General features: G+C 71.4%; 19 protein-coding genes. 8 read left to right on the forward strand and 11 right to left on the reverse strand.

Annotation, left to right across the window (positions count from 1 at the left end):
* Positions 1-392 precede the first annotated feature (392 nt).
* Entirely contained in the window at positions 393-1,376 is a 984-nt protein-coding gene (locus ACMGFI_RS12920) for a Gfo/Idh/MocA family protein (protein ID WP_436910136.1), read from the forward strand.
* Complete coding sequence (locus ACMGFI_RS12925; protein ID WP_436910137.1) at positions 1,373-2,743, forward strand: nucleotide sugar dehydrogenase; 1,371 nt, start codon at positions 1,373-1,375, stop codon at positions 2,741-2,743. The genes ACMGFI_RS12920 and ACMGFI_RS12925 overlap by 4 nt, the downstream gene beginning before the upstream one ends.
* Here the strand turns inward: ACMGFI_RS12925 and ACMGFI_RS12930 are convergent.
* On the reverse strand, positions 2,740-3,063 hold the full coding sequence (locus tag ACMGFI_RS12930) for a HalOD1 output domain-containing protein (RefSeq protein ID WP_436910138.1): 324 nt from the start codon (positions 3,061-3,063) through the stop codon (positions 2,740-2,742). The two genes, ACMGFI_RS12925 and ACMGFI_RS12930, sit on opposite strands and share 4 nt — an antisense overlap.
* Before the next feature lie 695 nt (positions 3,064-3,758).
* Here ACMGFI_RS12930 and ACMGFI_RS12935 point away from each other — a divergent pair.
* Positions 3,759-4,376: a DUF7344 domain-containing protein gene (locus ACMGFI_RS12935; RefSeq protein ID WP_436910139.1), complete on the forward strand. Its 618-nt coding sequence runs from the start codon at positions 3,759-3,761 to the stop codon at positions 4,374-4,376.
* A gap of 179 nt (positions 4,377-4,555) precedes the next feature.
* Here the strand turns inward: ACMGFI_RS12935 and ACMGFI_RS12940 are convergent, their stop codons facing one another.
* Positions 4,556-4,753 (reverse strand): DUF7511 domain-containing protein, encoded by a 198-nt coding sequence (locus ACMGFI_RS12940; RefSeq protein ID WP_436910141.1) that lies wholly within the window; start codon positions 4,751-4,753, stop codon positions 4,556-4,558.
* Positions 4,754-4,913: 160 nt separating this feature from the next.
* Positions 4,914-6,092, reverse strand: coding sequence for an alpha-D-ribose 1-methylphosphonate 5-triphosphate diphosphatase (locus ACMGFI_RS12945; RefSeq protein WP_436910142.1), 1,179 nt, complete (start codon positions 6,090-6,092; stop codon positions 4,914-4,916).
* A gap of 787 nt (positions 6,093-6,879) precedes the next feature.
* Here ACMGFI_RS12945 and rdfA point away from each other — a divergent pair.
* Both rdfA and ACMGFI_RS12955 read left to right on the forward strand, forming a co-directional pair.
* The gene (gene rdfA, locus ACMGFI_RS12950) at positions 6,880-7,515 is read left to right on the forward strand and encodes a rod-determining factor RdfA (RefSeq protein ID WP_436910143.1); all 636 of its coding nucleotides are present in this window, start codon (positions 6,880-6,882) and stop codon (positions 7,513-7,515) included.
* A gap of 80 nt (positions 7,516-7,595) precedes the next feature.
* Positions 7,596-9,698: an archaea-specific SMC-related protein gene (locus ACMGFI_RS12955; protein WP_436910144.1), complete on the forward strand. Its 2,103-nt coding sequence runs from the start codon at positions 7,596-7,598 to the stop codon at positions 9,696-9,698.
* A gap of 60 nt (positions 9,699-9,758) precedes the next feature.
* On the opposite strand, the gene ACMGFI_RS12960 is transcribed toward ACMGFI_RS12955, so the two are convergent.
* The 8 genes from ACMGFI_RS12960 to ACMGFI_RS12995 form a co-directional block, all read right to left on the reverse strand.
* Entirely contained in the window at positions 9,759-10,022 is a 264-nt protein-coding gene (locus tag ACMGFI_RS12960; protein ID WP_436910145.1) for a hypothetical protein, read from the reverse strand.
* A gap of 468 nt (positions 10,023-10,490) precedes the next feature.
* Positions 10,491-10,808 (reverse strand): cupin domain-containing protein, encoded by a 318-nt coding sequence (locus ACMGFI_RS12965; protein WP_436910146.1) that lies wholly within the window; start codon positions 10,806-10,808, stop codon positions 10,491-10,493.
* Between the two features lie 110 nt (positions 10,809-10,918).
* Positions 10,919-11,545: a hypothetical protein gene (locus ACMGFI_RS12970; RefSeq protein WP_436910147.1), complete on the reverse strand. Its 627-nt coding sequence runs from the start codon at positions 11,543-11,545 to the stop codon at positions 10,919-10,921.
* Positions 11,538-12,497 carry a HEAT repeat domain-containing protein gene (locus ACMGFI_RS12975; RefSeq protein ID WP_436910149.1) on the reverse strand — a complete coding sequence of 320 codons (960 nt, stop codon included), beginning with the start codon at positions 12,495-12,497 and terminating at the stop codon, positions 11,538-11,540. The genes ACMGFI_RS12970 and ACMGFI_RS12975 overlap by 8 nt, the downstream gene beginning before the upstream one ends.
* Positions 12,494-13,543 (reverse strand): ethylbenzene dehydrogenase-related protein, encoded by a 1,050-nt coding sequence (locus tag ACMGFI_RS12980; protein ID WP_436910150.1) that lies wholly within the window; start codon positions 13,541-13,543, stop codon positions 12,494-12,496. The genes ACMGFI_RS12975 and ACMGFI_RS12980 overlap by 4 nt, the downstream gene beginning before the upstream one ends.
* On the reverse strand, positions 13,533-14,381 hold the full coding sequence (locus ACMGFI_RS12985; protein ID WP_436910151.1) for a TorD/DmsD family molecular chaperone: 849 nt from the start codon (positions 14,379-14,381) through the stop codon (positions 13,533-13,535). The genes ACMGFI_RS12980 and ACMGFI_RS12985 overlap by 11 nt, the downstream gene beginning before the upstream one ends.
* Positions 14,378-15,553 (reverse strand): 4Fe-4S dicluster domain-containing protein, encoded by a 1,176-nt coding sequence (locus tag ACMGFI_RS12990; protein ID WP_436910153.1) that lies wholly within the window; start codon positions 15,551-15,553, stop codon positions 14,378-14,380. Before ACMGFI_RS12990 ends, ACMGFI_RS12985 begins: the two co-directional genes overlap by 4 nt.
* Positions 15,553-18,753 (reverse strand): molybdopterin-containing oxidoreductase family protein, encoded by a 3,201-nt coding sequence (locus ACMGFI_RS12995; protein WP_436910154.1) that lies wholly within the window; start codon positions 18,751-18,753, stop codon positions 15,553-15,555. The genes ACMGFI_RS12990 and ACMGFI_RS12995 overlap by 1 nt, the downstream gene beginning before the upstream one ends.
* 237 nt (positions 18,754-18,990) lie before the next feature.
* Here ACMGFI_RS12995 and ACMGFI_RS13000 point away from each other — a divergent pair, with 237 nt between their 5' ends.
* From ACMGFI_RS13000 to ACMGFI_RS13010, 3 genes are all read left to right on the forward strand, one after another.
* The gene (locus ACMGFI_RS13000; protein ID WP_436910155.1) at positions 18,991-19,647 is read left to right on the forward strand and encodes a helix-turn-helix domain-containing protein; all 657 of its coding nucleotides are present in this window, start codon (positions 18,991-18,993) and stop codon (positions 19,645-19,647) included.
* A gap of 92 nt (positions 19,648-19,739) precedes the next feature.
* A complete protein-coding gene (locus ACMGFI_RS13005; protein ID WP_436910157.1) occupies positions 19,740-20,393 on the forward strand; it encodes a helix-turn-helix domain-containing protein in 654 nt (217 codons plus the stop codon).
* A 250-nt stretch (positions 20,394-20,643) separates the two neighbouring features.
* Positions 20,644-21,288: a hypothetical protein gene (locus ACMGFI_RS13010; protein ID WP_436910158.1), complete on the forward strand. Its 645-nt coding sequence runs from the start codon at positions 20,644-20,646 to the stop codon at positions 21,286-21,288.
* The last annotated feature ends 3 nt before the right edge of the window (positions 21,289-21,291 follow it).

A 21,291-nucleotide genomic window follows, 5' to 3' on the forward strand; every position in this document is an offset into this window, starting at 1 on the left:
CAGCCACCCCTCTGTCGTATCTCGACACAAAGGTGCAGATCAGTGGGTCGCACTTTGTTACGAACCGGTTACCCGGCCCCGGATCTCGGCGGTCCGACGGATCGGGTGCGAGTCCGGCTCAGGCGAACGAACACGCGACATCGGGGCGGACGGATCGCCCCGCCGTGCGCGTATCGACCGGCTACCGGTCAAAAGAAACGCATAACAAAGCCGACGCTCGGCGCTACCCCCGGGTGATTCATGAACCACGGACGGTCGACATCGGCGGCCAGCCCCGCGTTGCACAACCGCGCTCCGGACGCCTCGAACTGCCCCTCCGAGCGGGTCGTACGAGCGCGGGGAGCGCCGAGCGCGGGTTGCGGCCGCGGCGACGCCGGGAACGGGGGACGGGCATGAGCGAGCGGGTGCGGGCCGGCGTCGTCGGCGTCGGGAACATGGGGCGCCACCACGCCCGCGTCTACAGCGAACTCCCCGGGGTCGACCTGGTGGGGGTCGCCGACGCCGACGCCGACACCGCCGCCGAGGTCGCCGCGGAGTTCGACACGACGGTCCGCGACCGCGACGCGCTGCTCGCTCGGGCGGACGCCGTCTCGGTGGCCGTCCCCACGCGGTTCCACGAGGCGGTCGCCCGCGCGGCCATCGACGCCGGGACGGACATCCTCGTCGAGAAGCCGTTCGTCGCCGACCCGGAGGTGGGCCGGGACCTCCTCGCGGACGCCCGCGAGGCGGACTGTCTCGTCGGGGTCGGCCACATCGAGCGGTACAACCCCGCGGTCCGCGCGCTCGGGGACGTGATGGTCGAGGCCGACCCCATCGCCTTCGCCGCCCGGCGCCAGGGCCCGCCGGTCGACCGCGACAGCGTCGACAGCGTCGTCTTCGACCTGATGATCCACGACATCGACGTGATCTGCTCGCTGACCGACGAGCCCGTCACCGACGTGTCGGCCGTCGGCGCGGCCGACGGGGGCCACGTCGTAGCTGTCCTCCAGTTCGCCGACGGCCGCGTCGCGTCGCTGACCGCCAGCCGCGTCACCCAGGAGCGCGTCCGCGACCTGGCGGTGACCGCCGAGGACTGCCACGTCGAGGTCGACTACATCGACCAGTCCGTCGAGATCCACCGTCACTCGCTGCCCGAGTACGTCGCCACCGACGGCGACGTGCGCTACCGCCACGAGAGCGTCATCGAGCGGCCGACCGTCGAGACGGGCGAGCCGCTGAAAAACGAGCTGTCCGCGTTCGCCGACGCGGTCCGCGAGCGGTCCGAACCGGAGACGGCCGGCGAGGACGGCATCCGGGCGGTCGAGCTCGCCCGCCGGATCGAGGCCGCCGCCGAGCGCGACACCGACGTGACCCCCGCGGAGGTGCCCAGCCCATGAGCGGTCAGCGCTCGGAACCCGCCGGGCTCTACGGCGCCGACGCGAGCGAGCGCGCCCAGCGACGGGCGTTCACCGGCGGTTCGGTCCCCGTGGCCGTCTACGGCCTCGGGAAGATGGGGTTGCCGCTGGCCGCCGTCTACGCCGACGTCTCCGGGAACGTGACCGGCGTCGACATCGACCCCGAGGTCGCCCGCGCGGTCGACGCCGGCGAGTGTCACGTCGGGGGCGAGCCCGGCCTCCCGGACCTCGTCGAGCGGCTGGCCGCCGACGGGTCGCTGTCGGCGACGACCGACGCGGCCGGGGCCGCCGCCGACGCGAGCGTCCACGTCGTCATCGTCCCGACGCTCGTCTCCGACGACCGGCCGGACCTGTCGGCGCTGGAGGCGGCCGTGCGGTCGGTCGGCGGGGGGCTCGACCCCGGCGACACCGTGGTCGTCGAGTCGACGGTCCCGCCGCGGACCTGTCGGGACCGCGTGACCCCGTGGCTCGAAGCCGAGAGCGGGCTCGAACTCGGCGAGTTCGGCCTCGCCTTCTGCCCCGAGCGGACGATGAGCGGGCGAGCCCTGGAGGACATCCGCGGCGCCCACCCGAAGGTCGTCGGCGGCGCCGACGACGAGAGCCAGCGGGTCGCCGAGCTGGTCTACGGGGAGGTCACCGACGCGGAGATCTACGCGGTCAGCGACCCCACGACGGCGGAGTGCGTGAAGGTGTTCGAGGGGCTGTACCGCGACGTGAACATCGCGCTGGCGAACGAGCTGGCGACGCTGGCGGGCGAGTTCGGGGTCGACGTGCCCGAGGCCATCGAGGTGGCCAACACCCAGCCGTTCTGCGACATCCACGACCCCGGCCCGGGCGTCGGCGGCCACTGCATCCCCTACTACCCGTACTTCGTCATCTCGGAGGCCGACGGGGCGACGTCGCTGCTGGAGACGGCCCGCGGCGTCAACGAGTCGATGCCGGCGTACACCGTCGACCGGGCGGCCGAGGCGCTGGCGGCCGACGGCCGGGACCTGGCCGACGCCACCGCGGCGGTGTTCGGCCTCACCTACCGGCCCGGCGTCGACGAGACGCGCGCCTCGCCGGGGATCGACGTGGCGGCCCTGCTGGCCGACCGCGCGGAGACGGTGTACGCGGTCGACCCGGTCTGCACGGATTCGCCGCCGGCGGGCGTCGAGCGGGTCGCCCTCGACGAGATCGGGGCCCGCGAGCCGGACCTAGCGGTGATCGCGACGGCCCACGAGGAGTTCGAGTCGGTGCCCTGGGCGGCGTTCGACGACGTGGTCGTCCTGGACGGGCGACGGCAACTGGACGCCGAGGCCGTCCCGCATCCGGTCGCTCGGCTCGGCGACGGGTCGGGCGAGAACTAGCGCGGTTCGACCTGTCTGACGAGGACGTCGCCGTTGGACTGTACCGTGACCTCGTGGGCGCCGAGCTCGAACACGACGCGACCGGCGAACTCCTCGTCCCCGCGCTCGGTGAACAGTCGGTCGAGCGCATCCGGGTCGACGGTCCCGTAGAGCGTCTCGCTCATCTCGACCGGCTCGACACCCTTCGCCTCGGCGACGGCCTCGACGACGGCGATGCTCAGCCGGGTCCCGTCGTCGCGGTCGGCCGCCCGCGAGTGGACCACCCGCGACCCGCCGGCGGTACCCGCCGGCTCGTCGCCCTCCGTCGTTCGTTCTGACATCGTCACTCCACCCGATCCGATCCCGCAGTCGTTTCGGACACCATTCGAGTACACCACGACGAAACCGACTCCCCCGCAAAGAAACTTCGGGATCGGCGGCTCTCGCCGGCCCGTCGCGGCCGCTGGGTCGTCACGCCGTCGGTCCACGCGAGAAATATTCGAATGTAGACAGGATCGTTGTGCGGGATCACCAGCCGGAGTAAGCCGGTCCTGCGTCGGCGGGGCGGACGTGCCGGGTCCGCGAGCGGGCAGTGAGCGCCCGGGAACCGCGTCCGACGGTCCGGTCACGATTCGGCGGTTTCAACGGCTCTGATCGCCGGAAAGGACCCTATTCTGCTTCGAACGGTGTCCATACCGACGGCCCCCCGATCGTAACGGGTACATTACTCGCGAGCCGCCGAGACGGGGTCGGGTAGCCCCACCGTTATGCGCCCGTTGGGGATTGTTCAATCAAGAAAGATTAAGTGGCCGTGCGCCATCACGGTCACACGGCGCAACGCACTCTGTGGAGGGGTCTCCAGCGCCGGGGGTACGGACACATGAATGCCGACACATCCCACGAATCGACCGCGAATCGAACGCTAACTGTCACGGATGCGCACCGGCGGGCGACTCATGAGTGAGCGCCCGTCGTCGCACACCGCCGCGGACGCGCCCGCGGGTCGAAGACGCGGCTATCGGGGGGTGACGGCCTGATGTCGTCGACCTCGCAGCGCGCGAGCGAGGACATCGTCCCCGAGGAGGCCGACGAGCCCGAGCCGGAGGCGGTCGCCGAGACCGAATCCGTCCCGGAGGAGGAGGCCGACTCGGCGGAGGTCGCCGACCTGCCGCTCGACCACGTCTTCGAGATCCTGAAAAACGAACGGCGGCGCACGGTGCTCCACTACCTGCGGGAACACGGGGGAACTGTCTCGCTGGGGGAGCTCGCGGAGCACGTCGCGGCCGTCGAGAACGACACGACCGTCGCGCAGGTGACGTCCAACGAGCGCAAGTGCGTCTACGTCGGACTCTACCAGTGTCACCTGCCGAAGATGGACGACATGGACATCGTGGAGTTCAACCAGAACCGCGGCCGGATCTCGCTGGGTCCAAACGCGGCCCAGCTCTACGAGTACCTGGAGGAGTCCGACGACGTCGACCGCCCGTGGCCGCTCTACTACGGGTCGCTCGCGGGCGCCGGCGTGCTCGGGCTCGTCGCGAGCGGACTCGGCGCCGCCGCCGTCGGCCTGACGCCGACCGTCGTCGCGACGGTCGTGCTCGTCGGCCTCGTCGGCGTCTCGGCCGCCCAGACGCTCGACCGCCGCGAGGACTGACTCCGTCGGCCGTTCTTCTCTCGTTTTCCCGCCGGTCAGCGGCGGCTCCGCCGTCTGTCGGAAGCCTCCGACGAGCACCGCGGCTGCGACGAGTTCGGGTCCGGAACGTACCGTTCGCGATGTCCTCGTGTCGAGAAGTGCGTCGGCCGCGTGGCCGTCTGGAACCGGGGGTCGCGCGGTCAGCGGACCGCGTCGAGTTCGACGAACGCGGGCTCGGTCGCCGAGACCCACGTCGCCATCCGCGTGTGCTCGTCGACCCCGGCGGGGTAGATGGTACACTCGTCGGGGGCGTCCTCGTAGCGCTCGACGACCGCCCGCAGCTCCCACGCCGGCGCCTCGCGCTCGCCCTGACTCCGCCGCGTCGTGTCCGTCGACATACCGTCACGGACGGGTCCCCGGCTCATTGTAATTGGTCGTCTACAGTCGGCGAAAATCTCGTATAGGACGGATAACACCGTAGAACTGACAGCAACCGTCGCAACTGTCACTCCCGTTGACCCGTCCGGTCCGTCGCGCGGCGACCGCCGGACGGGACGGTCACGGACCGCAGCGGTAGACCTCCCGGCCGGCGACGACTGCGCGAGTGACCGTCGGGGTCGGGTCGGGGTCGACGACGACCAGGTCGGCCCGCGCGCCGGGTTCGAGTCGGCCGCGGTCGCCCAGGCCGGCGACGCGGGCGGGCTCGCTCGTGACGCGGGCGACGCGGCGGGCGAGCGGTTCGCCCGTGTCGACGAACACCGAGGCCAAAAGCGCCTGGGGCCGGTAGTCCGAACACAGGAGGTCGACGACGCCCGCGTCGATCGCCGCGCGCGCGTCGAGGTTGCCCCAGAGGCTCCCGCCGCGGACGAGGTTGGGCGCGCCCATCGCGGTCGCGGCGCCGCGGTCGGTCGCGCGCTCGGCGGCCGCCAGCGAGACGGGGTACTCGCAGAGGTCGACGCCGTGCCCGACGGCGTGGTCGACGGCCGCCGGGTCGGCGTCGTCGTGGGAGGCGACCAGCACGTCCTCCTCCCCGAGGTCCGCTGCGAGCCCGGCGACTCGCTCCCGGACGGTCGCTTCCGGGACGCCGCTACGCTCGCGGCCGGCGCGGGCGGCCTCGTCGGCGGCGGCGCCGCGCCCGTCGGCGTAGCGGCTCGCGAACGCCTCGGCGTCCTCGAACTGGCCGCGACCCGGGGCGTGGGCCATCAGCGAGACGATGTCGACGGCCGGCCGGTCGGCCAGGTCCCCGACGGCGGCGACCGAGGCGGGGTCGGTGACCTCGCAACGGGCGTGGACGCGGTGGTCGGCCACCAGGTCGACGCCGTCGGCGACGGCCTCCAGCAGCTCGGTCGCCCCCTCGATCGAGCGGTTCTTCTCCGGGGCGTCCTCGAAGGCGATGGCGTCGAACTTCGTGGTCACGCCCGCCGCCAGGGCCAGCCGGTCGGCCGTCGCCAGCGCCGTCGCCGCGTCGACGCGCTCGCCCGACCGCGGGAAGCGGTAGCGCTCGACCTCGTCGCCGTGCAGGTCGACCAGTCCGGGGAGGACGACCCGCCCGGCGGCGTCGATCCGGCGCCGCTCGCCCGGTCCCGCCGTCCGGTCGTCGGTCGCCGTCCGGTCGTCGGCCGACTCGACCGCGGCGATCCGGTCGCCCTCGACGACGACGCGGCCGCGGTCCAGCGCGCCGTCCGGCGCGACGACGGTCCCGCCGGAGACGACGAGTGGCTCGGTCGGTTCGCTCATCGTCTCCCGGCAGGGCTCCGACCGGGTTAGTAATGGGTCGGCTACGGTCGGCCCGCGCGCGTCCGGTGTCGTCGGCGCCGCGTCGGCGCCGCTGGGCGCTCGGGTTCCAAATAATGGACAGGGCGTTCAGGGCGGCGCCCGCCTGGCCGCGGCGGCCTGGCGGGCCCGTTGGCCCCCTTCGCGGAAGGGGCGGCGGTGGGATCGTTCCCCCGACCCCCGACCGACTCGACGGGGGGCACGGACTTGGTTATACTCCGCATACGGCTGTTTTCACGTCAGATACTGCCGGTTTCCCGCACCGGAGCCCGCGCGGAATCAGGCGATCCCGGGCCGTAGCGCCCCGTCTACCCGCCAGTGCGGGTCCGCCGTCCGGGACGGGACCGGAAGCCGTACGCGGGGGTCGAAACCACCGTCTGCTCGGTCGTAGTCGCGGTTTACCGGGCTCCCGCGGCGTGAACGGTCGGCCCCGTTTAACAGTCTCACCCCCCTTCGATCGGATGCCGTCGACCCATCGACCGGCACCACCTGACACGCCCGAACCCCTGTGCATCGCCGGCGAGGCTCCCGTTCCCGTCGGCTTCCCAGCCCACCGGTCGGCCGCTCCTTCGGTGTGGTGCCCCCGCCCGGGGCGCCACGCGGGAAGACGGCTGCGTCTACCAGCGGTCCGCGGCCGCCCCGCCGGCTCGCCAGCCCGTGACCCACGGGCCGGCGGGGCGCCGATCCGACCCGCTGTCTACAACTCCCCGACCACCGACAGGTATACGGTCCTCCCCCGCGAGCCCCGCCCATGGGTTCGGACGACGGGGACGGAGGCCGACGGAGCAAGGTCGAACGGCTCCTGACGGCGTACGATCTGGAGCGGACGGGCGACGAGCTGGTCGAGCGCTGGACCGGGGCGAGCGGGTCGCGGACGAGTCTCCGGGACCTGGCCGACGAGTTCAACAGGGCCGTCCTGCGGTCGGCGATGGAGCGGGCCGGCCACAGCCCGACCGAACGCGAGGTCGAGGAGGCCTACGAGCGGCTGACCGACGACGACGTGAGCGAGGGCCGGCGGGCCGAGACGCGCAACGACCTCGCCCGCGCGGGCGTCGATGTCGACGCACTGCTGGACGACTTCGTCTCCCACCAGGCGGTCCACACGTACCTCACGGAGGTCAGGGAGGCGACGCCACCCACCGCCGCGACGGACCCGGTGGAGACGGACGTGAAGTCGCTCCAGCGGCTCGTCGGCCGAACGACGACCGTCGCCGCCGGGACCCTCGACCGCCACCGCGACGCCGGCCGGCTGACCCTCGGGGAGTTCGACGTGTTCCTCGACGTGCGCGTCATCTGCCACGACTGCGGCGAGGACCGCGACGCGATCTCCCTGCTCCGGGACGGCGGCTGTGCCTGCGAGGCGACCGCCGGCGAACAGCCCCGCTGACCGCACGGCGGAGGCCCGTGGCGTCGGCCGCGGAGTGTCAAACATGAACGCATTTGGGCGTTCGGTACGCGGGTCCGCTCATGGACGGTGACGCGGGGCCGGAGGGACCCGACGGGGAGGCCGTCGGGGGAGACGGCGATGGACCGCCGCGCGACGCGGGGCCCGAAGCGGCCGGTGACGGCAGGCTACCGGACGACGGGGACCCCGATGCGGGCGCGCGGACCGCGTCCGTCTCGGTCCGGAACCTCGGCGGTATCGACGAGACGACCGTCGAGTTCGACCCGGGCGTGACGGTGCTCGCCGGCCGCAACGCGACGAACAAGACCTCGTTGCTCCGTGCGATCCGGGCGGTACTCGGCGGGGATCCGGCCCCGCTGAGACGCGGCGCCGACGCGGGTCGGGTCGAGTTGACGCTCGACGGGGAGACCTACAGCAGACGGTTCGAGCGGACCGACGACGGCGTGGTCGCCGGCGGCGAGCCGCACCTCTCGGACCCGGGACCGGCCGAGACGTACGCGGTCCTGCTCGAAGACAACGACGTCCGGCGGGCGGTCAGGTCCGGCGGCGACCTCGCGGAGGTGGTCATGCGGCCCGTCGACACCGAGGCCATCGAGGCGGAGATCGAGCGACTGACCGCCGAGAAGCGCCGCCTCGACGACGAGCTTGACGACCTGTCGGGGATCGACGACGAACGGGCAGAGCTAGAGGCGGAACGGGAGCGCCTCGACGAGGAGATCGACCGGCTGGCGTCCGAGCTGGCCGACTTGGAGGAGGAGATCGAGGCGGCCGACGCGTCGCTCGACGACGGGATCGAGCGCGACGAGCGCCTGGAGGCGAAACTCGACGAACTGCGCGAGGCGCGGGCCGAACTCGAGTCGGTGACCGACGACCTGGCCGCCGAGCGGGACACGCTCGCGGCCGTCGAGCGCGAGCACGAGGGGATCGAGCGGGACCTGGCCGACACGGACCCGGTCGACGAGGCCGAACTCTCGGCGCTCGCCGACGACATCGCGACGCTGCGCGAGCGCAAGCGCCGCCTCGACGGCGACGTGAGCGCCCTCCAGGGGATCGTGCGGTTCAACGAGGACCAGCTCGAATCCGGCAGCCTCGACGAACTCGGCGAGGGGCTCCGGGAGGACCGCGGCCGGGTCGACGGGGAGTCGGCGTCGGCGACCCCGGCGGCGCAGACCGACGCGGAGGACCACGTGACCGACCGCCTGACCGGCGAGGACCGGGTCACCTGCTGGACGTGCGGCTCGACCGTCGACCGGGCGGCCATCGAGGAGACGCTCGATCGGCTGCGGGACCTCCGGGAGCGGACGCTCGCGCGCCGTCGGGAGCTGGTCGACCAGGTCGACAGGCTCGCGGCTCGCCGCGAGCGCCTGGAGAGCCGCCGGGAGCGGCGATCGGACCTGCGGGCCGAGCGCGACCGCGTCGAGGCCGAACTGCGGCGCCGCGAGGAGCGGATCGGCGACCTCGAACGGCGGCGCCGGGAGCTGAACGAGCGGGTCCGGGAGCTGGAGGGGACCGTCGAGGACCTGCGGACCGACGACTACGCGGAGCTGCTGGACTTACACCGGCGGGCCAACGAGCGCCAGGTCGAACTCGAACAGCGGCGGTCGGACCTGGCGGCCGTCGAGTCGGAGCTGTCGGCCGTCGAGGAGCGCCTCGCCGAGCGCGAGCGCCTGGAGAGCCGCCGCGAGACGGTCCAGTCGGACCTCGTCGAGTGCCGGACGCGACTCGACCGGACCGCCGCCGAGGCGGTGGCGACGTTCAACGAGCACGCCGACGCGGTCGTCGACGCCCTGGGGTTCGAGAACATCGCGGGGGTCCGCCTGACGCGGACGACCGGGACCGACCGCTCGGGCGCCGACGTGGGGACGTTCGACCTCCGGGTCGTCCGCGAGGGCGACGGCGGCGGCCTGGAGGACTCCCCGGCCAACCTCAGCGAGAGCGAGCGGGAGGTCGTCGGGCTCGTCCTGGCGCTGACCGGCTATCTGGTCCACGACGTGGCGGAGACCTGCCCGTTCCTCCTCCTGGACTCGCTGGAGGCGATCGACGCCGACCGCGTCGCCGCCCTCGTCGAGTACTTCGCCGACCACGCCACGTTCCTCGTCGTCGCGCTGCTCGAAGCCGACGCGGCGGCCGTGGAGACGCCCCACGACCGCGTCACGGAGATCTAGGCGGCGACTCCCACCTGGGCTCGGGCGGAGGCTCCGATCCGGGGTCGCCGTCGGCCGCGCTCACGCGCGACCCCGCGCCTCGGTCGGGTCGGCGTCCTCCACCAGGCGAACGCGGTCGTTCGTGCTCTCGGCGACCCGTCGCCGGTCGATGGTGACAGTCGTCCGCGAGCCGCTCTCCGCCGTCGGGTCGGACTGCCCGGATCGACTCGGGTCCAACAGCACGCGCGCCCTGTCGCCGTTCGTCCGCACGATCGTCCCGACCGCCGAGCCGTCGTCGGCGACCACTCGCTTCCCCCTGTCGGTGCCCTCGAACTTTCGTCTCATGTGTAACGGTCCCCCCCTCTGGTGCCGGCGGGGATTCGCGTCCCTCTAGCGGGGTGCTCACCATAAACCCGGACGGCCGTCCCGCCGACGCGACCCCATCGTTTCGACCGTCCCGGCCGCTGCCGACAGGGGTAACGCTCCCCTACCTGACGGCTCTCGTCACCCCATCGACGATCGGCCGATTCACTCTCCCCCAGTATAGCATAATTTTTACCTTTATCTAGAAGTAGTATAATTCTGTCAGTTACCGACTCGATCGGAAATACTCTCCTGTATTCCCATCAAAACACCTATAAATCGATATTTCCGAAACAGAAACAGTCAGGAACGATTTCGGGAAAGAGCATACTAACCCACTCTGTGCCGAAAATTACCGTCTTCTTCCGTTATAATAATCAGACTTAGAAGTATAATCTGATATAACTTCGAAAATGGTAGATATGGCTCCGTCCGTCTCCCGGGTGCGCCTCAGGGAGCGCCGGCCAGGACGAACGTGCTTTCGGTGTCGCCGTTCTCGATCTGTCGGCGCTCGTCGGGGTCGATCCGGAGGGCGTCCCCGGCGGACATCGCGATGTCCTCGCCGTCGACGGTGACGGTTGCCTCGCCGTCGACGAGGACGTAGACCTCCTCATGTCCGTCCTCGGCGTGGTCGTGCGGTTTGCCGCTCCACCCTGGGTCGCACTCCAGCACGGAGACGCCGAAGTTCTCGCAGTCCAGTTCGTCGCGCAGGAAGTGGAGGCCACCGCCGACGGCGTCCACGTCCTCGTAGTTGGCTTTCGTCGGCATCGCCGGGACGTACGGCAACCGGCCTCAAGTTTGCTGTGGCGGTCGCGCCGGCCCCCCGTCCGTCGGACCGATCGGCGAGGTGGCCGCCGACCGTCGGCGACCGGCTCGGCCTAGAACGTCTCGGGAACGTCCGGGTCGACTCCGCCGCCGTCGTCGGCCGACTGGTCCTCGTCGAACAGGGTGCCGCCGTAGGGACGGAAGTCGAAGTCGTAGACGGCGGTCACCGACTCCAGCGCGTCCTCGCGACGGGCGATCTGCGTCGTGTCGAATTCCGAGCGTTCGACCGCCGCGACCAGTTCCTCGTCGTCGATCCGGCCCTCGGCGTAGGCGGCGGCGACGCCGTCGCGGAAGGCGTCGGCGTTGCGCCGCAGCCGTTTGGCCTCCTCGAACGACGATCGGATCTCGGGGGTCGGCTCCGCCCGGTTCGTGGGGATGCGCTCCAGCTCGTCGGTCGCCCGGCGGTCGTACTCGGCGGCCCGCCGGAGCACCTCGACGGTCTGCTCGACCGCCGACAGCTCCGCCCAGTCGTCGCGGGCCGCCGAGGCGACCATCGCGTCGACCACCTCCGCCCAGGTCGTCGAGCGCTCGGCGTCCTCGAACGCCTCCGCGACGAACGCCCCGACGTGCTCCTCCGGGATCGGGACGCCCCGCGCCTCCTCGTCGCCCGGCGACTCCTCGCTGTCCTCGGTGCTCTCCGGCTGTGCGTCCAGCGAGTAGGTCTCGGTGTCGTCACTCATGGTCGGAATCACTCCCGTCGTGGTGTGGCGGCTCGCGAGGCAGTCCGTCCCCGTAGCCCTGCGGCCGCGGGTCCGGACCGGGGTGAGAGCCCACCCGGCCGGCCGTGCCATCGACCGGGCGGGGGCCGTCGGCCGGCCCGTCGTCGACGCGTCCCGGCGGCGCGTCGGTCCCGCCGGGCGGGCGCGGTCGCTCGCCGTCCGGTTCGCCGCGCGTCCCGGCGGCGTCGATCTCCTCCGGGTCGACGCCCTTCGAGCGGGCCAGCGCCCGCTCGGCCGTCTTCCGCACGTCGTCGCTGCGGTCCTCCAGCCCGTGGGCCTCCAGGGCCTCCTCGGCCCGGTCGGTGCCCAGGTCGCCCAGCCCCTCGGCGGCCTTCGCGCGGACGAACGACCCCGGGTCGCGAGCCAGCACCGCCGCGAGCAGGCGGACCGCCCGCTCGGTCTCGGCGGCGTCGGGCAGGTACTGGGCGGCGTACTCTCGGACGGCGGGGCTGGGGTCGGACTTCAGCCGGTCGACCAGCGTCTCCGCGCCGGCCGCGCCGGTCTTCGCCAGCGCGATGAGCGCGTTCCGCCGGACGGCGCCGTGGTCGTCCTCCAGCGCCGCGCGCAGGCGGTCGGCGGCGCCGGGGTCGACCCGCGACAGCGCCACCACGGCCTCGGCGCGGACCCACTCGTCGGGGTCGTCGAGCGCGGCCGCGACGGTGTCCTCGCCGCGCCCGGCGACGCCGAGCGCTTCGACGGCGAACTGCCGGGTGTCCGGGTCGTCGGCCGAGCGGGCCGCGTCGGCCAGCGCGTCGACCGTCTCGTCGGCCAGTCCCGCCTCGGCTTCGTCGACGAGCGCGAGCGCGGCGTCGCGCCTGCGCGGTTGGTCGTCGTCGAGGGCCGCGCGCAGGCCCGCCTCGTCGTCGGCCGGGGCGCGCCCGCGGGCGCTCCAGTTGTCGTACTCCTCGGTCATACTGCCCTCCAGTAGGTGACCAGCCAGACGAGGACGGCCGCGAGGACGACCCCACCGACGAAGCCGGGGATGGCGAGCGCCCGGCCGTCCGACCCGCCGGTCTCGTTGCCGCCGCCGACCTGCAGGACGCTCCCGCTCGCTGCCCCGCCCGCGTCGGGCACCGAGAGGTTGCCCGTGTCGGGGTCGAGCGTCGAGTACTGCAACGTGATCGACTTCTGGCCGTTGGCCTCGTCGGCGCTGCCGTTCCAGACGGCGAAGGCGACGTACACCTGCTCGTCGGTCAGCGGCGCGTCGTACTGCCCGGCGCCCGTGCGGTTGCGGACGAAGGTGACCCGCCAGCCGTCGTCGGTTCGCTCGCCGGTCGCGTCGACCGGCTGGGCCGGCGCGTAGCTGAGCGAGCCGTAGCCCTTCGCGTAGTAGTTCTGCGCGCCGTCCTCGTAGCTGGCCCGCGAGAGCGGGTTGCCGGCCTGCCGGCCCGGCATCGTCAGCGAGTCGTTGTGCGGGTAGGCGTACATGTCCCCGGTCCCCGGCGCCTGCTCGGGACCGTGGCGCCAGCTGGCCCGCCAGTACCAGATGTTGACCGGCGTCCCCGCGGCGCCCATCGTGATGGGCGGCTGATTCCCGGCCTTGAGCATCACCGCCGCGCCGTCGCTGAAGTTGTTCGGCGAGGCGATGTTGGCGTCCATCGTCGGGTCCTCCCACGAGAGCCGCACCGCGACGTGGCTCCCGTTGGCGACCGTCTGCACGTCGAGTTCGTCGACGCTCCCGCCGCCGAACGGCGGCGCCATCTGCTGTTTCGACAGCGACACCGTCCGCGTCGGCGCGTCCTCCCAGGCGGCGGCCGTCGGCTCCGAGGGCACCTGCTGGACCTGTTCGAGCGGCTGGCTCCCGCCGGTCACCGCCGCGGCGACCGCGGCCTGGGCCGCGAGCAGGAGCGCGACGGCCACGACCGCGAGCGTCGTCGCCCGCGTCGCCGCGCTCCGGTCGAGCGGCACCCGGCCGGCGAGCCACCCGGGCGTCCGACCGGACGCGTCGTCACTCGCCATCGCCGCTCACCTCCTCGGCGGCGTCGCCGGCCGCACCGTCCGCACCGTCGTCAGCCTCGTCGCCCCCGCCGCGGGCCGCGTGGTCCCGTTTGACCAGTTCTGCGGCCAGCCGCGCGGCCGCCCGGTAGGCCCGCTCGCCGTCGGAGGGGTCGTCGCCGACCGCCGCGTCCACGTCGTGGGCCAGCGCGGGGACGAACTCCGCGAGGTGCGTGTCGACGACCGTCCGCTCGGCGTCGGCCAGCCGCGCGGCCGCTTCCTCGTCGCCCTCGTGGACCGCCGCCGCGCGCTGGGCGGCGACGACCTGCATCAGTTCCAGTTCGGCGGCGACGTGGTCCTGGCGCTCGGCGAAGTCGTCGGCCGGCTCGACGCCGAACGTCTCCATCAGCCCGACGACCGCCGCGATCCGCCGCTGGGACTCGCCCACGTCCGAGCCCGTCGTGTAGTGGGCCTCGTAGGGGACGACCGGGTACTCGCCGCCGTCGGGGAGGCCGAACAGGTCGTTGTACGCCGCCTCCAGGTCCGAGACGGCGGCGTCGGCCACCGCGTCGAGGAACGCCTCGGCCTCGTCGTGGAGGCCGAGCCGCTCGGCGGCCTGCAGGACGCCCTCGCGGGCGTCGTGGGCGGTCAGCGTCGCCCGCGTCTCCACGTCGGGGTAACAGAACGCGCCGCCGACCGCCGCGTACAGGGTCGCCCGGGCGCTGTGGAGTCGCTCGCGGGCCTCCCGGTCGCCGTCGCGGTCGTCGGTCGCCGGGCCGGCGGCGGGCGACCCGTCGGTCGCCGCTTCCGAGTCGATGCCGGACCGTGCGGACGAAGCGTCCGCGTCGTCGAGTCGTGTCATGGCTGGTTGGTCCACATCTCGCCCTCTTTGACCTCCAGCTGTTCCTCGAAGGGCACGTCGACGACCTTGTTGCCGTCGCGGTCCCAGCCCTTCACGCGGTGTTCCTTGACGTTGTACGTCTCGATCAGCTTCGTCGTCGCGCCGAACAGCTGGAGGATGCCGAGGACGTGATGCGAGGGGTTGCGCACGCGGTCCTGGACTATCTCGATCGATTCGCGGTAGGTGTCGCCGGGCCAGTCGTTGCGCTTCTCCTCGGTGTTCGGCGTGAACATCTGCGTGAGGAACTCCGGCGGCACGTGGTAGGGCGGCATGTAGAACACCTGCGGCCGGGTGCCGAACTGCGGGTACAGCGGGAGCGCGACCTTCTCGTCGGAGTGGACGAGGTAGTTGATCGGCGACCGCCCACCGGGGGCGTCCCCGCCCGGCGACTCGGCGTCAGGGCCGCGGTTGATGTTGCCGTGCAGCCGCGTCTTCCCGATACAGGAGGAGACGCAGCGAGGGACGAACCCCTCCTCGATGCGGGGGTAACAGCCGACGGGCTTCTCTGAAACCCCGGTCTCGGGGTTGTACATCGGCTTGTGGTACGGACACCCCTTCACGCACTTGCGGTAGCCCCGACAGCGCTCCTGGTCGAGCAGGACGATGCCGTCCTCCTCGCGCTTGTAGATGGCCTGGCGCGGACACGCGGCCAGGCAGGCGGGGTTCTTGCAGTGGTTGCACAGCCTGGGCAGGTAGAACTGCCAGATGTCGTGGTACTCGCCTTCGTCGAGGTCCGACTCGACAACCTCGCCGGTGGGGTACTCGCCGTGGACTTGGTCGTCCCCCAGCGCGGGGTACTCCCACTCCTCCTTGTCGGCGATGTACCCGCGGACGCGCTCGCCGGACTCGGCGGCCTCGTAGATGGTCTCCCCGGAGTCCAGATCGTCGAGCAGGCGCATGTCCCAGCCCATCGGGTAGCCGCCGTAGGGCTCGGTCTCGACGTTCATCCACCACATGTACTCCTCGCCCTCGCCGCTGGTCCAGGTGGACTTGCAGGCGAACGAGCAGGTGTTGCAGTTGATACAGCGGTTCGTGTTGACGACCATCCCCCAGTGGTAGTCGCGCTCCTCGTCGCGGCGCTCGTAGGGGTAGTCGTGGCTCCGTCCGAGCTGTGGGTTCTCGACCTGTGGCATCAGTCGTCACTCTCCGTCGTGGTCGCGTTCGATCCGTTCGCTCCGCTCGATCCGTCCTGCAGCGACCCGCTCACGTACGACTGGAAGGCGTCGTCCCGTCGGGCGTCGGCCGGCTTCCAGTCCGCCTCCTCGTACTTCTCGACTTTGACCAGCGCGTCGCGCTCGACGCCGGTCGGTCCCCAGACGGCCTCCTCGTAGCCCTGTGCGAACGCGGAGCCGTGCCAGGAGATGTCCTCGTCGACGAGGTCGCTGACGTTCGGGTCACCGAACGTCGGCTTGTGGACCACGTCGTCGGTCTCCAGGATCGGGTCCAGCCAGATGTTCGTGGCGACGTTGTAGCCGACCACGTCGTCCTCGTCGTCCGATTCGTCGGGGAGGTGTTGCTCCCACCAGCCGTGCCAGATGGTCAACTGGCCCACGTCGCCGGCGTCGCTGGGCCGCTGGCGGTCGCTGACCATCACGCGGATGACCAGGTCGCCGCGGTCGCCGGTGATCTTCACGTAGTCGCCGTTCTCGACGCCGATGTCCGCGGCGTCGCTCGGATGCATCTCGACGAACGCCTCGCCCAGCGGCGGCGCGGTGTCGGCCTCGCCGTCGCCGGTCGGGAACGAGAAGTCGTCGACGAGCCGCTCGGTCCCCTCGGGGTCGGCGTTCGGACTCCCGAAGTCCCGGGAGGCCCAGATGAGGTTCCAGTCGGTCATCCCCCACGAGGAGTGGGTCCGGTACTTCGGATGGGGGGTGTTGTAGTGGAACTGGTAGCCGTCCTCGTAGAGGTCGTTCGTGCCGCCCTTCGCGTCCTCCCAGGTCTCCCCGGTGTCGTAGGGCGTCCCCTCCGGGCTCTCGAAGTGGTCGATGTCGTCGCGGCCGAGTTCGATGAACCGGTCCTCCTCCTTGTGGAACTCCATCCGGCCGGTCTTCGTGTAGAACGGCCTGTCGTCGTGGACCTGCGAGTAGAACGGGATCCGCGGGTAGGTCTTGAGGTTCAGCCGCTCGGGACCGTCCCGGAGGTCCTCCACGTCGATGTCCTGCGTCGTGATCCCCGCGTCGAACGCCTCCTGGATGTACCTCGTGGGGTCGCCGTCCTCGTCCAGGAACTCCGCGAAGTACTCGCGGTAGGAGTCGACGTTGCGCTCCTCGGGCGGGATCTTCTCGTCTAACTTCTCGGCGACCATCGCGACGACTTCCCCGTCCTGTTTGGTGTCGTAGATGGGGTCCATCACGCCGTGGTCCATGTGGACGAACGGGTTCTCCGGACCGACGGTGATGTCGGGGTACTCGCACTCCAGCCAGGAGGGGGCCGGGAGCACGATGTCCGCGTGGCGCGCGGAGTAGGTCATGTGCATGTCCGAGACGATGAACAACTCGTTGGCGGTGTCGGGGTGTTTCACGAAGTTGTTCATCACGTGCTCCTGGTGTTTCGTCTGGTTCAGGAGGTTGCAGTTCATCGTCCAGAGGACCTCCGGCCTGGCCATCGTGTAGGAGTCGGTCCCCTCCGGCAGGACTGGTTCGTCCTTGTCGCCGTGGGGGACCAGGTCGAGTTCGCGCTCCTCGTCGCCGCGGATGGCGTGGGGGTCCAGCGTCTCGCCGCCGAAGAAGGCGAAGGCGTGACCGGGGTACATCCCGTGGGCCTTGTGGCCGTCCGGGTTGACGTACTCGGGGTAACCGTCCAGCAGTTCGATCTTGTACTGCCCCGAGTAGTTGTAGTAGCCGGCGCCCCGTTCCCCGATGTTGCCCAGCATCGACTGGACGAAGAAGATCCCGCGCTGGACCTCGCTGGCGCCGTAGAACCAGTGGTTGATCCCCTCGCCGGTGAACCACTGGCCCTTCTCGGCGTCGGCGAACTCCCGGGCGGTCGTCCGTAGCGCCTCGGCGGGGATCGTGGTGATCTCCTCGACCTGTTCGGGCGAGTAGTTCTCCATGACGTTGGCCTTCTGACGGGCGAAGTCCGACCGCACGGAGACGGTCGACCCGTCCTGGAGTTCGACCTCGGTCTCCACGTCCAACTGCGGGTCGGCCGGGGTCTCCGCGCCGACCGCCTCGCGGTCGACGGCGTACAGGTCGCCGTCCTCGCCCAGTGCGACGAACTGTCCCCAGTCGCCCTCGACGTGGTGGCCGGGTTCGCCCTCGACGCCGCCCTCCGGCGGTTCCACGTCCTCGAACACCTCGTGGGCCCGCAGGTACTTGCCGGTGTCATCGCGGACGAGCAGTGGCAGGCTGGTGTACCCGCGCATGAACTCGGCGTCGTACAGCTCCTCGTCGATGATGACGTGGGCGAATCCGAGGGGGAGTGCGGGGTCGCTGCCCGGCCGGATGGGGAGCCAGCGGTCGCACTTCTGGACCGTCGGGGAGTAGTCCGGGTAGACGCCGACCATCTTCCCGCCGCGCTCGCGGCTCTCCTGCAACCAGTGGTTGTCCGCGAGTTTGTTGTGGATCAGGTTCTTCCCCTGGATGATGGTGTAGTCGGCCGCCCGCCACGCGGAGGCGTCGGAGTCCGAGGTCTGGTAGCCCGTGGTCATCACGTGGCCCGGCGGCAGGTCGGCGTACCAGTCGTACTCCGTCCACTCGCAGCCCCCGAAGATGGAGGCCAGCCGCCGGCCCGCGCCGTGGCGGGTGAACAGCCCGTCGGCCTTGATCGCGTTGAAGACCTGGAAGTGCTTCGTGTCCTCCAGGTTGGCCATCTTCGCGGCGATGAGGTCGACGGCCTCCTCCCAGGAGACGCGCTCGAACTCGTCCTCGCCGCGGCCCTCGGGGTTGGGGTCGTCGGGGTCCCACCCCTTGCGGACCATCGGGTACTTGATCCGCGAGGGCTCGAACGTCCGGCGGTGTAGCGTCAGCCCCTTCATGCACCCTCGGGGGTTCCAGTGCTGGGAGACGCCGGCGTCCTCGTAGCCCGACGGGCCGACCGAGGGCTCCTCGTTGTGGTAGACCTGCTCGGCCCTGATCGGGACGCCGTTTTTCATGTAGAAGTTCAGCGCGCAGGACTGGGTGCAGTTGGGGTGACAGACCGTCCAGTCGACCGCGTCGTACTCGTAGATGTCGTGGTACACCTGCTCCCAGTCGCGGTTGGGGTACGATTTCAGGGGGTTGTCGACGGACGTGACCGGGTCGACCGCCTGGGTCGCCCCCCAGGCGGTCCCGACCAGGGCGCCGACGCTCCCGGCGCCGGCGGCCGCCAGGAAGTCGCGTCGCGACAGCGTCACGCCCGGTCACCTCCCTGTACCCGTGTCGCCGCTGTGTGGCGCATGTCCGTGGCCACGTCCCCGGCGTCCGTCAACCCGCGAGGGCGTTCCTGCGAGTCAGGAACGGCCGCGAAAATATTCCCACGGAGGTTCAGCCCTGCCGCCCCCGACACTGTGGCCGTTTATGTGGCCGGGGACGGGGCCCGAACATGTTTGCTCGCAGTCACGCTTATGTGGTCGGCGGACGGACGGAATTCCATGTCGACCGACGGGCTCCGGGTCGAGTTGCGGGTCACCGACCCGGGCCACTGCACGCCCGCCCGGGCCGCCCGGACGACGGGGGCGAGCGTCGACGGCGTCTCGCGGACCGTCGACGACGGGCGGCTCGTCCAGGAGTTCACGCTCCGGGGCGACGCCGACGATATCCGCGAGTGCGCGGGGGACGACGACGACCTGGAGGCCGTCTTCGAGTGGGAGGAGGGCGTCCGCTACCGCGAGCGCGGCGTCGACGAGTCGACCTGTGTCTGTGGCGTCCTCTCGGAGTACGGCTACCCGCTCGACGAGATCTCCGCGACCGACGACGGGCTCAGGCTCTCCTTTTACACCCCCGGCGCGGACCGCCTGGAGGAGGTCGTCGAGGTGCTGCGCTCGCGGTTCGGCGGCGTCGCGGTCGTCGGACTCGAACGCGACTGCGACCTGGCCGACCACGACCCGGTGGCCGTCGACCGCGCGGCGCTGACCGACCGCCAGCGGGAGGTGCTGGAGACGGCCTTCGAGATGGGCTACTTCGAGACGCCCAAAGGCGCCAACGCCGGCGAGGTCGCCGAGGAACTGGACATCGCGCTGTCGACCGCCTGCGAACACCTCGCGACCGCCCAGCGGACGGTCCTCTCGATGGTCCTCGACTCCGGCTGACGACATAAGCTAGCCGAACAACTTCGCCGTGAGTTCCCGAACTCTGGGAGCGCCGAACGGGCTTCTTTTGGCGGGAGCGCCACCGCCCGCACATGGGAGTCGAACCGACAGGCGGCATCCGGGTCAGGCTCGCGGTCGAGGCGGCCGGGGCCTGCCCGGTGGCGGCGTCGACCGGCGGCGACACCATCGCTCGGTCGGCGAGGTGGAGTTCGGCCGGCGAAGGCGAGGTAGTCGAGGAGTTCGACCTCGTGGGCGAGGCCGACGAGGCGGACCTCCCCGAGGGCGCCTCGGTCGTCTTCGAGACAGACCGCTCGGAGCGGGTGCGGTTCACCCGCGAGACCGGCGACTGCATCTGCGAGGCGGTCGAGCGGCTGGGGGTGCCGGTCACCGACGTGAGCGCCTCGCGGGGCACGCTCCGGCTGAGCTTCCACGCGACGGACGTGGAGACCGTCCGGGCGGCCGTCGACGACCTCGACGCCGCCTACGGCTCGGTCCGCATCGACCGGCTGGCCCGAACCGGCGAGGGCGAGGACGACGACATGGTGCTGGTCGACCGGGGACGGCTCACCGACCGCCAGCAGGAGGTGCTGGAGACGGCCATGGAGATGGGCTACTTCGAGCGACCCCGCTCGGCCAATGCGACCGAGGTCGCCGCGGCGCTGGACATCTCCCCCTCCACGTTCGCCGAGCACCTCGCGTCGGCCCAGTCGAAGGTGCTCGACTCGCTGCTGGAGGGGTCGGCGTGACGGTTCTCGGCGACCCTCGCCGTGGCGCCCGCCATTGGCCGGGACTGTCACAGCGCCCTCCTGCGGTTTTAGATCGCGGTACAAGTACGACCAAAATATTCGGGGAGCATCGCTATCCGCGACGGCGGTACATATTCGGCCCGATGTCTCGTCTGCCGACCGACCGACCGCGACCGCGGCGTCCGACGGGGCCGGACGCCCGGGGGGTGCAGACCCGGAGCACCGACCGACGGGAGGAGGGGGGGTGGCGATGAGGCGCAACGGCTACCTGATCGTCGCGCTGGTCGTGATGACCCTGCTGCCGATGTGGTACGTCGGGCTGCACGGCGAGCCGCCGAGCGAGGAGATCGCCATCGACCAGAGCGTCTCGGAGCTGCGGCCGCTCGACGGGTTCGTCGACACGCCGAACAAGCTCTCGCCGAGCCAGGTGGGCGTCATCGTCTGGGTGGCGCTGCTGGCGCTGGTGGCCGTCCTCTCGGCCGCACACCGGTTCATGAACCGCGCAGTCAGGCCCGACGAGCCGGCCACGGCGGCCGCGGCCGACGACGCGGCCGTCGCCGACGGCGGGCGGGCCGACGCGACGGGCGACGCGTCAGCGGCGGCGCGCCCCGACGGCGGGACGATCGGGTTCCCCTGGCTCTCGACGGAGGAGCGCTGGGTCGTCGAGTACCACGACGCGAGCGACGCCATCGAGGGGCTGGTCGCGATGGGCGGGCTGACCGTCCTCGCGATCGTCTTCGCGGCGCTGTTCACCGGCGAGTACCTGACGCTGGCGCGCACGCAGTACTTCGGCGTCTACGCCGCGGGGATGTTCCTCTCGCTGGCCGGCTCGACGGTCGCCTACTACGCGTGGTTCATGCCCCACATCGAGGTCGCCGAGCGGAGGGACCACTGATGT

This window comes from Halosimplex marinum (assembly GCF_051414075.1).
GTDB classification, from domain to species: Archaea; Halobacteriota; Halobacteria; order Halobacteriales; family Haloarculaceae; genus Halosimplex; species Halosimplex marinum.

What these genes read in the sequence shown, in the direction of transcription:
- ACMGFI_RS12955 (WP_436910144.1), top strand. Translation starts at nt 7,596, where the DNA reads ATGGACGGTGACGCGGGGCCGGAGGGACCCGACGGGGAGGCCGTCGGG.
- ACMGFI_RS12945 (WP_436910142.1), bottom strand. Translation starts at nt 6,092, where the DNA reads ATGAGCGAACCGACCGAGCCACTCGTCGTCTCCGGCGGGACCGTCGTC.
- ACMGFI_RS12985 (WP_436910151.1), bottom strand. Translation starts at nt 14,381, where the DNA reads ATGACACGACTCGACGACGCGGACGCTTCGTCCGCACGGTCCGGCATC.
- ACMGFI_RS12960 (WP_436910145.1), bottom strand. Translation starts at nt 10,022, where the DNA reads ATGAGACGAAAGTTCGAGGGCACCGACAGGGGGAAGCGAGTGGTCGCC.
- ACMGFI_RS12940 (WP_436910141.1), bottom strand. Translation starts at nt 4,753, where the DNA reads ATGTCGACGGACACGACGCGGCGGAGTCAGGGCGAGCGCGAGGCGCCG.
- ACMGFI_RS13000 (WP_436910155.1), top strand. Translation starts at nt 18,991, where the DNA reads ATGTCGACCGACGGGCTCCGGGTCGAGTTGCGGGTCACCGACCCGGGC.
- ACMGFI_RS13010 (WP_436910158.1), top strand. Translation starts at nt 20,644, where the DNA reads ATGAGGCGCAACGGCTACCTGATCGTCGCGCTGGTCGTGATGACCCTG.
- ACMGFI_RS12930 (WP_436910138.1), bottom strand. Translation starts at nt 3,063, where the DNA reads ATGTCAGAACGAACGACGGAGGGCGACGAGCCGGCGGGTACCGCCGGC.
- ACMGFI_RS12920 (WP_436910136.1), top strand. Translation starts at nt 393, where the DNA reads ATGAGCGAGCGGGTGCGGGCCGGCGTCGTCGGCGTCGGGAACATGGGG.
- ACMGFI_RS12925 (WP_436910137.1), top strand. Translation starts at nt 1,373, where the DNA reads ATGAGCGGTCAGCGCTCGGAACCCGCCGGGCTCTACGGCGCCGACGCG.
- ACMGFI_RS12935 (WP_436910139.1), top strand. Translation starts at nt 3,759, where the DNA reads ATGTCGTCGACCTCGCAGCGCGCGAGCGAGGACATCGTCCCCGAGGAG.
- ACMGFI_RS12970 (WP_436910147.1), bottom strand. Translation starts at nt 11,545, where the DNA reads ATGAGTGACGACACCGAGACCTACTCGCTGGACGCACAGCCGGAGAGC.
- rdfA (WP_436910143.1), top strand. Translation starts at nt 6,880, where the DNA reads ATGGGTTCGGACGACGGGGACGGAGGCCGACGGAGCAAGGTCGAACGG.
- ACMGFI_RS12975 (WP_436910149.1), bottom strand. Translation starts at nt 12,497, where the DNA reads ATGACCGAGGAGTACGACAACTGGAGCGCCCGCGGGCGCGCCCCGGCC.
- ACMGFI_RS12990 (WP_436910153.1), bottom strand. Translation starts at nt 15,553, where the DNA reads ATGCCACAGGTCGAGAACCCACAGCTCGGACGGAGCCACGACTACCCC.
- ACMGFI_RS12965 (WP_436910146.1), bottom strand. Translation starts at nt 10,808, where the DNA reads ATGCCGACGAAAGCCAACTACGAGGACGTGGACGCCGTCGGCGGTGGC.
- ACMGFI_RS12980 (WP_436910150.1), bottom strand. Translation starts at nt 13,543, where the DNA reads ATGGCGAGTGACGACGCGTCCGGTCGGACGCCCGGGTGGCTCGCCGGC.
- ACMGFI_RS13005 (WP_436910157.1), top strand. Translation starts at nt 19,740, where the DNA reads ATGGGAGTCGAACCGACAGGCGGCATCCGGGTCAGGCTCGCGGTCGAG.